The sequence below is a fragment of the Flammeovirga sp. SubArs3 genome (genome assembly GCF_947387565.1).
GTDB classification, from domain to species: Bacteria; Bacteroidota; Bacteroidia; order Cytophagales; family Flammeovirgaceae; genus Flammeovirga; species Flammeovirga agarivorans.
In genome coordinates this window covers 392,496-404,863 of sequence record NZ_CANDOA010000002.1, presented here as the reverse complement: position 1 = coordinate 404,863, position 12,368 = coordinate 392,496, and the positions used below count along the sequence as shown (strand labels likewise).

Sequence of the window (12,368 nt, the reverse complement as noted above, 5' to 3'; positions counted from 1 at the left end):
CCAATTGACATTATTTTTCAATAGGTTATCAACTATTCTTTATTTAAGATGATCTCAAGATTAGTTTTTGTTAACGAGATTATATATTTTTACTATGTTATGAATGAAAATAATAAATTCATATTACGATTTAGATTCTAAACTTATAACTCATTTTTTATGAAAAAACTATTCAATCTTATCTTAACGCTTGCACTGTTATCTTTAACTACAGCTGCCTTTGCTCAAAATGGTGGTGGATCTGCAGATTATAAAGGTCCAGGTACTTTAAACGTTGGTTTAACTTCTGGTTTTGGTAACTACCTTGGAGTAGGTGCTGATTATGAATTTAACTTAGCACAAGACTTTACAGTTGGTCCATCAGTTGAATTTAACTCTTGGAACAACTACGAAGGAAAAGATTATACTGCTTTCGCTATTGGCGCCCGTTTCAGATGGTATGCTGATAGAGTATTAAAAATTACTCACCCTAAATGGGATGTATTTGCTAACGGTAACATCGGTTTTAACATCAACGGACCTGACGGTTTATGGTGGGGACTTGGTATCGGTGGTAAATTCCACATCAGTGACTCATTTGGTTTACAAGCCATCATCGGTTCAGGTGCTCAAATTGGTGTAACATTCCAATTATAATATTAGGCATTCAAGCAATTGAAATATTTAAGGTTCTATCAACTTCACTTTGTTGATAGAACCTTTTTTTGTTTCATTCTTCCTTTTTTCAATCTTTTGTTTCATTATTTCAACATCGTTCCCAACTTTTAATTTCTCTACTACCTTTTTTTAGTGTTTTTATTGACATTGTTGATTGTAAAAACTCAAAAACCAATTTTATTGAATTATGCGAAAACTATTATCGCTTTTGATTGTGACTATTGCACTTTTGTTCTCTACACATCTTCAGGCACAAGAGTCTGCAAAATCTAAAGGTGGTGGCTCAGGATATATGGGGCCCAATAATTTAAACCTAGGGTTAATTTTTGCCGGAAATATTGGCTTTCATGGAGACTATGAATTCAATATGGCTCAAGATTGGACTGTAGGTCCTAATGTTGATATTACATGGTGGAACAGTAATGGAAATAGCTGGAGTGCATTCTATTTCGCTTGTAAGTTTAGATGGTATGCCGATAGGGCATTTGGTATTACCAACAATCAATGGGATGTCTTTGCACAAGGTGACGCAGGTTTCCAAGCTTATAGTTACCCTGATGATTACTGGAAAAACTATTACAATTATAGTGCTTTCAATATGTCCATAGGTTTTGGAGGGAAGTTCCACTTTAATGAAAAAGTTGGTCTACAAGCCTCCTTCTCATTTCCTTTCTTTAGTGGGTATGCCAACTATGGTTTTCAGTTTGGAGTCCACTTAAATCTATAATGACTTACAAAAAAATGTTATATAAATACTCCTTTTCAAGGGGTATTTTTTTTGTCCTAACAAAATTTACTCTTTCTTTTTATACTTGCAGGAAATAATTAACAATACAAACAATTTAGATATGAGAACTTCACAATTAAGATCATTATTTCTGGTCTTTATTTTTTCTGTACTAGCAACGATTACTGTAAATGCTCAAAGTAATGATAGTACTCAGACATCTTCCAACTCAAAGAAAGGAGGAAGTTATGCAACTGGTCATCCTTGGTTTATCAATGCTGGATTCGGTTTCAGTAATCATGGTATTCCATTTTATGTTGGAGGTGAATACAATGGATTTCACCCTGATATTTCAGTAGGTGGTGTTTTCTCTTACCATAACAAATGGAACAACGACAAAAGCCATAGTGCATGGACATTATCTGCTATTGGTAATTATCACTTCAATAGATTATTGAACCTCACTTCTGAATGGGATGTGTATGCAGGTGCCAATGTTGGTTTTTATGGATATAGTGACAATGCTACCGGCTTCGGTGGTGGAATTCAAATTGGAGGTCGCTGGTTTATTAATGACTTTATTGGCTTGAACCTTCAATTTGGAGGAGGTACAGTTTCTGGCGGTCAGTTTGGAGTCACATTCAGACTATAGAAATTATATAACGATTATAAAAAAGAAAAGCGGTCACACAAAGTGAGCCGCTTTTTCTATAGAATGTATTATTCTTAATCCCCTAAGAATATAATACTACTTTTTTCTTTTTTAAGCTGATGCTTTTAAGTACCCGGTTAAATTGGTCACATAAATACCATCATCAATACTTTCATGGCTTTTCCACCCTTTTACTCTAACAGTAAAAGATCTCTCAGCATACCCTTGTATAATTTTTAAACCAATTGGTCTAAGGTATAAAACAGTATCTTGACCATTTTCTGTTTTAAGAATAGCCATTGCTTGCTGCCCCTCATATCGTACATCACTTAGAACACCATGTAGTATTGTTTTCATGTGTTTGATTGTTTTGTTGATCTTTGATTCAAATATAAACACAATTATGTTTAAATAAAAATCATTGACCATAATTTCATCAAATAAATGATAGAAATATGATCAATGACTATTTTATATACTCTATTTTTTCTTTATCATTAACATCAAAAACACTAAAAACAGCCTTATTTCGCAGCTTTAAAGGGACTCCAAGAAGCCTCTACATTGATAACATTATGATCATATGAGTATTTTTTATACAGAGAAATCATTGAGGCAAATCTTTCTCTTTCTAACTTTTCTAAAGGCACCGTTTCAGAAGGGTCTTCAACAATATTATAAAGATGCCATTCTCCGTCACCAAACATTCCTGTTCGAACTTTGATGATTTTATAGTCTCCTTTTATCAAGTAACTATTTCCAAAAAGCTCAAATGCATACCAATCTTTTTCTGTTCGTACTTCATCAGTTTGCTGGTCTAAAAATGGTTTCATTGTTATACCACTTGGAGAAATTATTTTCCTTCCTTTATACTCTGTTTGTGGATGTTCGATACCTGCATATTCCAATATTGTCATGGGAATATCTTTAACACTTACTACAGCATCTGAAAGTTCTCCCGCTCTTTCATAGTTTTCTGTAAATGCTTTTGGCGGTACTATAATCATTGGAACTCGAATTCCTCCTTCACCAATAAACCATTTCCACCATTGCAACCCACCTGTTGTTGCATTCGCCCAAGAGACGCCTATTGTATGGGCTGAGTTAGCTTGACCAATATTCTCAAAAGACTGATCAAAATTAGCTTCAATCCATTGGTTAAACACAGCATTTCCTACTTCAGTATTACTAGGATCCATACCTTCCGGACCGTTATCTGTTAAATAAATAATTAATGTATTATCCAATTGATCAGTACTTTCCAGATAATCAATAATCTGACCTGTACGAATATCCTGATCTTCTATCATGGCTGCATAAGTCGCCATAATTTTAGCTTGCATTCTTTTTTCACCCTCGGATAATTGCGACCACTCTTCTGTTAAATCATTTTGAGGTGCTTCATTAGTATTTTGTGATAAAATACCTTGTGATAACAACTGATCGTACCTTGCTTTCTTTAGACCTTCATAACCTTTTTCATAGTAATACTCAAAGTATTTACCTACTAGCTCTTGAGGAGCCTGTACGGGAAAATGTGCTGTAGTAAATGCCATATATGCGAACCAAGGTTTCCCTGATTTTCTATCTTCTTCAATGAATTGAATCATTTGATTGGTATACAACTCACTGGAATATATTCCTTCCGGACGAGCATAAGGTTGTCCGTTTAAAGACCATTCTTCTCGATCAACACCTGGCACCTTCCCCTCTTCTATCAATTTCTGATTTTTAGGAGTAGTCATATCTGGCACCATCACTCGATCATTCCAATGATTGGATCCTCCTGATAATATTCCAAACTCTTTAGAAAATCCCCATTCCATAGGTAAATCGCCTTCTTCGCCATTTCCCAAATGCCATTTCCCTGATTTATATACATTGTAGCCTGCATCATTCAATAACTCTGAGATCGCTACTGCATCATGGGTGAGGTATCCTTCATATCCTTTTTTCCCAACAGATTCAGGATATACAGCATAATCAAAAGTACCTAGCCCTATTTCATGACTATTATTTCCTGTCAATAGCATGCCTCTAGTCACAGAACAAACTGGAGAAGCATGAAAATTTGTAAATCTTACTCCATGATCGGCAAGCTTAGACATATTAGGGGTATTAATTTCAGAACCATATGGTGCCAAATCACCAAAGGCAATATCATCTCCAACGATTAATAAAATATTGGGACGTTTTTCAGTATTATTATTTGAAGTAACTTTTTGAGGAGTGTCACAAGAATAGAATACTATTGCAACACAAGAAATTATAAGTAGCTTTTTCATTTCAATAATATTTTTGTGATATAATCTTTCTATCACAAAAGTATCTGATATTCAACTACCTTTAGTTGAACTAAAATGGATAAAAGTTGAATCTAGTCTATAAAAAAACGGATAGTACCCATTAGAGAATACTATCCGTTTTCTTTATAATTTTTATCAGAGGACTAATTATCTACTTCAACAAAATCAAGATGTAATTTTTCATGAATTAAGTGTGAAGGAATACCAAAAGCTACACCTTCAATCCCTAGTCCACTTAATTTTGATGATACTACCCCTAGAACCATCCCTTGTTTCGTACATATTACTCCACCACTATTACCACCATTGATACTGGCATCCGTTTGTAATAATGTTTGACCTGATTTATTTTCTCTAATACCTGAAATAATACCTTTAGAAACCGTTGAATTTAAGTCATCAGCAGTGGGTGTACCAATGACATAAACCTCTTGAGCAATTGCATGTTCTTTTGTATTACTCACTTTGAATGGAACCAAGTCTTTTGCCTCAATTTTAATTAATGCCAAATCATTCACCCTATCTACTCTTATTATTTCATGCTTAAATGACCTTCCATCATTTAAAACTACTTCATAATCTTTACCACTATCAGAAATTACATGATAATTAGTAATGATATAACCATTTTCAGAGATGATAAACCCACTACCATGACCATTTTCATTCTTAATTGTTACGGAAGCATCTACCGCTTGATTCATGTTTGAAACATATTTCGGTGCTGAAGGGATTGATAATGAAGCAAAGCTTTCTTCTTTAATATCAGTAGTCACCTTTAAGTGCTCTTTCACTTCTTTTAGGTTCATAAACTGAACTAAAGACTTTTCAATAGTTGTATTTATTGCTTTGAAAGAACCTGTTTCCGAAGGACTATCTACAACTTTTCCTACCACAAACTGATCTGACTTTGTAGATATTGTTCTTTTGTAAATAGTTTTTTTATAGTAATCTAAAATTTCCCATTCGATTTTAAATTTAACTGTGATAAAATCAACATTTGAACCATAATGTGATTTTACATGCTCAGTTTCCATTGCTACTAAATTAGCATTTAAATATGCATTATTTAAATACGAATTATTCAGTGCTTTATTTTCTTTGTTGATAAATCCTTTATCATGAAGGGTAACATTCAGTATATCTGAAAATACTGTATTTTCAACATCAATATCTTCTTTTTCGTAGTACTTGTCGTAATAATTACTCTCTACGCCTTTTAAATAGTTTCTGTACTTAATGAAAAGCTTTTGATTTTGTACACTCTTATCAAGATCTACAGAAACCTTATTTAATCGTACATCTTTTAACTCACTTCCTTTTTCATATAACTCCCTTTTCATTTTAGTAACGCTATATGATTTATCAAAATTGAAAGCTTTATCCCCGTTATCTAAAGCAGGTGGCAAAATATAAAAGACAAAAGCCCATGATAAATAATATAAAGGATGTCTTTTATAACCTATCAATACTCTATTTTCGTCTTGATATCCTTCTTTAGTTACCGTTAATTGATGTGGTGTTTTTGATCTACTTACATGAACCTTTCCATTCTTGATTTTTGGTTCTTCACCATTGACAAGAATAGTGGCTCCCTTATCAGTCTGAATTCTAACTCTTTGATACTTCCCATTCAAAATTGTAGCACAACCGCTAAAGAGAATAGAAGTAATTAATAGAGTGATAATTATCTTATACATGATACAATAGTTACCTGAAAAAAAATTACTAGAAGGTAAAACTTAAAAAGCTAGCCCTTAGATAAAGACTAGCCTTTTAAACGGTTTATTTATTTTTCAACAGTAGTGTAGTTGATTTTCAATTTCTCAAAAATAAGGTACGACGGAATTCCAAAAGCTACGCCTTCAATACCTAATCCTCTTAGTTTTGAAGAAACTACACCTAAAGCCAAACCTTCTTTAGTACATATTACTCCCCCACTGTTACCTCCATTAATACTTGCATCAGTCTGTAATATTTTTTGACCTGACTTATTTTTTCGGATACCAGAAATAATACCTTTTGAAACTGTCGATCCTAAATCTTCGGCTGTTGGAGTACCTACTGCATAAATTTCTTTAGCAATTTCGATTTCTTCTGACGCACTGATTTTATAAGGAATTAACCCTTCTGCGTTAATTTTCAATAACGCTAAATCATTAACCTTATCTACTCTAGTGATTTCAGGTGTAAATGTATCTCCGTTATTCATTACTACTTCCAATGGTTTCGAATCATCTGAAATAACATGATAATTCGTAATGATATATCCGTTTTCTGAAATGATAAACCCGCTACCATGACCGTCTTCATTTTTAATCGTCACAGAAGAGTTAATCGCTTCATTCATGGTCGATACATACTGAGAAGCAACAGGAATATTTAATACTGGGAAGCTGTTTTCTCTAAGTTGCTCTTCAGAAACTTTGATATGCTCTTTCACTTCTTTAAAGTTCATAAACTGAATCAAAGATCTGCTAATCGCATCACTTGAAGCAATAAAGAATGCTGCAGACACTGCATCTTCTCCATTATTAGGGATAACAATTTGTCCCGAATTCGCTTTAATTGTTCTCTTATAAATTTGTTTCTTGTAGTAATCTAAAATTTCCCACTCAATTTTTAATGTAGCATTCAAGAACTTACCACTCGACAGTTTAGCGTTACTATTAATGACGTCTACATCTATTTCAACAAGGTTAGCATTTAAATAAACATTGTTTAGGTAAGAGCTATTTAGCGCTTTGTTATCTTTATTGATAAAACCTTTGTCATGTAAAATTGAGTTGAGCATGTCTGTAAATACAGTATTCTCAATATCAATATCTTCTCTTTCAATCTTAATTGATTTTTTAGGATTGTGCGTTGAGTAGTATTTTTTGCCTTTTAGATACTGTTTATAATTGAAGAAAATATCATAATTCAACTTCTTTTTATCAACAGAAACAGATACCTGATTTAATCGAACATCTTTGATGTTGTCTTCTTTCTCATACAAGTCGCGTTTCATTTTCGAGAAATCATATGCCTTATCATAATTCATTGATTTCTGCCCATAATCAAAGAGAGCTCCAAATATGAACATGCCTCCAACGGGATTAATGAAATAAGTAAGAGGTAAACCTAATGACACAAAAAAGAGAGGTGATTTTCGGTGTGCTACTACAGCATGGTATTCATCTTGATAACCATCTTTAGTAATCACAATTTGCTGAGGATCTCTACCTCTTTTGATATAATACTTACCGTCTTTCTTTTTTGGTGTATCACCATTAATTGTAAGTTTCGATCCCTTAGCTGTTTTTATAGCAACTTTTTGAAACCTAGGATTTAGAATAGACGCACATCCGCCAAATAGTAGTCCACAGAGAGCTAATAGAGAGATTAATTTTCTCATTCAACAATAGTTTAAATTAAGAAGTTTGAAGTAAAAAAAATGCCATAAACTCATTAGAATAAGTTTATGGCATTAAGATATAAATTAATATATTATTTATGAAATACAGGACAATCTTCCACATGGAAAATTCTCACCAATCCATTTATAAGTTCTTCTGAAGAATAATGTTGACCACCATCCAGCATTTGTCTTTCAAGTAAATCAAGCACTTCATTTACATATCCTTCTACAATTTGTCGGATTGTAGCTTTAGATTCTTCAGGAATTTGCTTTTTAAAGCGATCCAATTCTCCATCAACGAAAACCTTAAACAACGCAGCAACTTCCTCTTTTGCTTTTTCTACAGAAGTGGAAATCCTATGACGATGATAAGGACATAAGCTAGCTAAAGCTTTATTGTCACGGTTCTGGATCAATAAGTTCTTAATAGAAGATTCTAGACGTTGCATAATTATAATAAGTGCATTATCTCACCCTACAAATGTAGTGATTTTTAATAGGTTTGTAACATATAATTTACCTTTTTAACTCTTTAGTTTTGGTGATCTTCGACACCATTTTATATAAAAGTCTAAAAATAAGCTACTTACACTATCATAAAATTCAAACAATACGTCCAGTTTTTTTGTTTTATTAAACTAGGTCAAAGAGGTCATTTACCTTAATTGGAGCTGATTTCATGAAGCCTTCAGCAAACTGAGCCCCAACTCTTTGACCATATTCTCTGGCTCTCGCTTCTAAAAATTGCATAAATTGAGGCGTAGAGATAAATGTCTGAGGCTCACCCGGTGCCGCATCTGCATCCCCCACAAAAAACTGAGAAGCAAAAGCTTTTATTGCTTCTACTTTCACATCCCATTGCTCAGTTACATCTACAACAAAGTCTGGTGTTAGATAATTAGACTGGATTACATGAAATACATTTTTAGGTCTCCAAGGCTCCTGCTCTTTACCATTTTCTATAGTAACCACCTTTCTCAATCCACTCATAAAACATGAATCAATAACTAACCTTGCTCCTTTTCCGTGGTCTGGGTGGCGGTCTTCTACAGCATTTGTGATAATAATATCCGGTTGATATTTACGAATAATACGAGAGACTTCCTTTTGATGTTCCGCATCATTTTTGAAATAAAAATCTGCAAACCCCAAGTTTTCTCTAACAGATAACCCCATAATTTTGGATGCTTTTTCAGCCTCTTCCATTCTTAATTCAGGAGTACCTCTTGTTCCCATTTCGCCTTTGGTAAGGTCTACAATACCAACCTTTTTACCTTGTTGAATGGCTTTTACTAATGTACCTGAGCAGCTTAATTCCGCATCATCAGGGTGGGCAACGATGACTAATATATCTAATTTCATGATTTTCTTAAGGGTATAGATTATGATGAATGATCAGCAATGATCACCCATTTTCCATTGATTTTTTTCCAAGTTAAGGAGAAATGTCCTTCTAAGTCTTTTGATTCTCTTGACAAATGCCACTTGCCTATTACCAAGGCAACATTATCTGATAATTTTTCTGTTTTAAGAATCGTAAAATGAAGTTTACCCATCGCTTTCGCATCCGGATATGATCTTTTATAATTATCCAAAGTAGCTTGCCATCCATTGGTTACACCACTTTTTCCAATAAATAATAGATCTTCAGATTCCCAATAGCCATCCATAAAGCCTTCTAAGTCTGCTCTATTCCAAGCTTTTTCCTGCTTATTTAAAATGGATTGTATTTTCTGTAAATCAGAGTCTTTTGATTGAGAATACCCTTGAAGGGATAAAAATATAAGAAGTAGTAAAAAAAGTTTTTTCATCTGATGCTTTGATTTGAAATGGTATTACTTCTATCAATATGTAATTCAATAAAATTAAAGGTCGAAGTTATGTGTTTCTAGTTTCATTAAGAAATACTTTTCCTTTGAATGTAGTCCACTTCATTCTTCTATAAAAAATGGAGACATACTTTCATATATCTCCATTTCTTGAATGTATAACTAGAATAAGAGAATAATGTTTTCCTATTCGTCTTCGTCTGAACTACTCTCTTGCATTGGCCATTCTCCACCGTTATCCAACCACAATTGGTTATAAGCAAATGAGTGGTGATTAGGATAAATCTTGTAGAATTTATCAGATACCAATTCAAAGATCTTACGTTTTAACTCATCAACACCTTCTTTCTTAATCGCAGAAAGGAAGATGTGATTGTATTCTTTTGCAAGGTAGCTTTCCTTCCATTCTTCAAGAGTTGCAGGAGGATGATCCTCAAATGGAGGATACTCTCTATCCACATAGTTATCTACTTTATTGAAAACAAGCAATGTAGGTTTATCTGTCGCTTTAATTTCCAATAATGTTTTGTTTACTATTTCGATATGCTCTTCAAAAGATTCATGAGAGATATCCACAACATGAATCAAAATATCTGCCTCTACAATTTCGTCTAGAGTAGATTTAAAAGATTCAATCAGTGTAGTAGGTAACTTTCTAATAAATCCTACAGTATCTGTCATCAAGAAAGGAACATTGTTCATTGTTATCTTTCTTACTGTTGAGTCTACGGTTGCAAAGAGTTTATTTTCTGCGAATACATCTGCTTTACTTAGCAATCGCATAATCGTAGATTTACCTACGTTGGTATACCCTACCAATGCTACACGAACCTCACGATCACGGTTTTTTCTTCGTAAGTCAGACTGCGTCTCGATTTTCTTTAATTTCTTTCGCAACAAAGATATTTTGTCACGAATAATACGCTTATCTGTTTCCAATTCTGTTTCACCAGGACCTTTCATACCTACACCACCTCTTTGTCTAGAGTGGTGAGTCCATAAGTTGGTCAGTCTTGGCAACATATATTGGTATTGTGCCAATTCTACCTGAGTTTTTGCCTGTGCAGACTTTGCGCGCATGGCAAAGATTTGAAGAATTAGTAATGAACGGTCAATGATCATTACATCCTCAATTTCCTTATCCAAGTTTCTTGCATGAGCAGAAGATAAATCATCATCAAAAATGATTGTATCAATTCCTTCCGCCTTTACAAAAGTTAGAATCTCCTCTAACTTACCTTTACCTACAAAAGTTCTTTTGTCGGGGTGGTCTAAACGTTGAATAAAAGTTTTTACGGTTTCGATCCCTAAAGTAGAAGCTAAGAATGCCAATTCGTCTAAGTATTCTTCTGCCTTTTCTAACTTTTGATCTTTAAGTGATACACCAACCAAAACGGCTCTTGGTGCTTTATCACTTTCTGCTTTTATATGATGAAATTCTTTTTTCAAGAAATTATATTTTTTTGATGTGGCGAAAAGTGATATTCACTTTCAACACTTTTATATATATATGTAATCAAATCGTTACTTGCGGAATAGAGAAACAAAATATTTCAGCTCAACACAAGTACTTTACGAAATTACGAAATAGTTGCGTTCATCTCTAACAACTCTTCAAGATGATGAGAAGTTATACCATGAATACGCTTTATTTCATTGATTTGCTCTACTACCTCAGGTTTTGGAGTTGTTCTTTTCTCTTCTTGAACACCAACGACCAATACATTTTTAGGTGTATGTTCTGTAGTGATGAACTCAAAAACCTTTGTTTTATAACCGTAAGCTTCCATTATTAACGCTCGAATACCATCCGTTAATAATTCAGCCTGACGTTCTTTTAAAATACCAAACTGTGTAATCTTACTTAAGGAGTCTTCTGGATTAATTTGTTTTCTGATTTGTTTGTGACAACAAGGTGCACATACAATCACTTTCGACTGTGCTTGAATTCCTCTATAAATCGCATCGTCTGTAGCAGTATCACAAGCATGTAAAGCGATCAGTAAATCAATCCCTGGAAGTTCCGCTTCTTTAATAGTTCCTTCGACAAACTCAAGGTCATCAAATTTTGAACGCTCCGCAATACCATTACATTTCTCGACCAACTCCTTACGCATTTCCACACCGATAACATGTGGCTTTTGCTTAATTACGTTCGTTAAATAATCGTATAAACCAAAAGTCAAGTAGCCTTTCCCTGCCCCCATGTCCACAACATTGTAGGATGCATCGAATTTTACATTCTTCAAAATACCATCTATAATCTCAACATATTTATTAAGCTGACGGTATTTATCTTGCATACTGTTCTTTACTTTAAACTCTTTGGTGGTAACGCCAAGTTCTTGTAAATAAACATTGTCTTTAGTACCAATAAGGCGGTTCTTTTGCTTATCGTGTTGAAGTTTTGGTTTCTCTTTTGTCGACGCTGCTTTTACTCTAAGTTTTGCAGAATTCTTTGGAGAGATCAATAAGTGATAATCTGCTTCAACAGTATATAAATCTGCATTATAGAAGTTTTCTTCAAGGTATTTCATCACCTTTTCCACCACTTCTTCAACAGGGTAATTTTTAGTAATATCTTTTGTAGGGTATCTATATAAACACGAAAGGTGAAGTCCTTTTTTTAGTTCTACCAATTTACCATTAATAGATTTAAGGTCATTTTCCTTTACTCGTTTATTCGATAAAGTGATTTTTACAAAAGTGTTATTCTTTAAACTATCCTTTAAATGTTGTTCGAACTTATCTACGTTAATGAGACTCATATACTTAATTAATCAAATTTCCCTGCAAA

General features: G+C 33.6%; 12 protein-coding genes. 3 read left to right on the top strand and 9 right to left on the bottom strand.

Features of this window, described 5'->3' with window-relative positions:
* Positions 1 to 159: 159 nt before the first annotated feature.
* From QL232_RS06160 to QL232_RS06150, 3 genes are all read left to right on the top strand, one after another.
* Complete coding sequence (locus tag QL232_RS06160) at positions 160 to 636, top strand: hypothetical protein (RefSeq protein WP_168880578.1); 477 nt, start codon at positions 160 to 162, stop codon at positions 634 to 636.
* Positions 637 to 844: 208 nt separating this feature from the next.
* Positions 845 to 1,384 carry a hypothetical protein gene (locus QL232_RS06155; protein ID WP_281613473.1) on the top strand — a complete coding sequence of 180 codons (540 nt, stop codon included), beginning with the start codon at positions 845 to 847 and terminating at the stop codon, positions 1,382 to 1,384.
* A gap of 121 nt (positions 1,385 to 1,505) precedes the next feature.
* Entirely contained in the window at positions 1,506 to 2,036 is a 531-nt protein-coding gene (locus tag QL232_RS06150) for a hypothetical protein (RefSeq protein WP_281613472.1), read from the top strand.
* Between the two features lie 111 nt (positions 2,037 to 2,147).
* Here QL232_RS06150 and QL232_RS06145 read toward each other — a convergent pair whose 3' ends face one another.
* The 9 genes from QL232_RS06145 to QL232_RS06105 all read right to left on the bottom strand — a co-directional run bounded on the left by QL232_RS06145 (position 2,148) and on the right by QL232_RS06105 (position 12,339).
* A complete protein-coding gene (locus QL232_RS06145) occupies positions 2,148 to 2,393 on the bottom strand; it encodes a hypothetical protein (protein WP_168880575.1) in 246 nt (81 codons plus the stop codon).
* A 167-nt stretch (positions 2,394 to 2,560) separates the two neighbouring features.
* On the bottom strand, positions 2,561 to 4,321 hold the full coding sequence (locus tag QL232_RS06140) for an arylsulfatase (RefSeq protein ID WP_281613471.1): 1,761 nt from the start codon (positions 4,319 to 4,321) through the stop codon (positions 2,561 to 2,563).
* A gap of 164 nt (positions 4,322 to 4,485) precedes the next feature.
* Positions 4,486 to 6,042: a S1C family serine protease gene (locus tag QL232_RS06135; RefSeq protein WP_281613470.1), complete on the bottom strand. Its 1,557-nt coding sequence runs from the start codon at positions 6,040 to 6,042 to the stop codon at positions 4,486 to 4,488.
* 89 nt (positions 6,043 to 6,131) lie between these two features.
* Positions 6,132 to 7,739 carry a S1C family serine protease gene (locus QL232_RS06130; protein WP_281613469.1) on the bottom strand — a complete coding sequence of 536 codons (1,608 nt, stop codon included), beginning with the start codon at positions 7,737 to 7,739 and terminating at the stop codon, positions 6,132 to 6,134.
* A gap of 92 nt (positions 7,740 to 7,831) precedes the next feature.
* Positions 7,832 to 8,191, bottom strand: a complete 360-nt coding sequence (locus QL232_RS06125; RefSeq protein ID WP_168880571.1) for a hypothetical protein — start codon at positions 8,189 to 8,191, stop codon at positions 7,832 to 7,834.
* Positions 8,192 to 8,375: 184 nt separating this feature from the next.
* Entirely contained in the window at positions 8,376 to 9,104 is a 729-nt protein-coding gene (gene bshB1 / locus QL232_RS06120; protein WP_168880570.1) for a bacillithiol biosynthesis deacetylase BshB1, read from the bottom strand.
* Positions 9,105 to 9,124: 20 nt separating this feature from the next.
* The gene (locus QL232_RS06115; RefSeq protein WP_281613468.1) at positions 9,125 to 9,553 is read right to left on the bottom strand and encodes a nuclear transport factor 2 family protein; all 429 of its coding nucleotides are present in this window, start codon (positions 9,551 to 9,553) and stop codon (positions 9,125 to 9,127) included.
* 204 nt (positions 9,554 to 9,757) lie between these two features.
* A complete protein-coding gene (gene hflX, locus QL232_RS06110; RefSeq protein ID WP_168880568.1) occupies positions 9,758 to 11,020 on the bottom strand; it encodes a GTPase HflX in 1,263 nt (420 codons plus the stop codon).
* A gap of 131 nt (positions 11,021 to 11,151) precedes the next feature.
* Entirely contained in the window at positions 11,152 to 12,339 is a 1,188-nt protein-coding gene (locus QL232_RS06105) for an SAM-dependent methyltransferase (RefSeq protein ID WP_281613467.1), read from the bottom strand.
* Between the last annotated feature and the right edge of the window lie 29 nt (positions 12,340 to 12,368).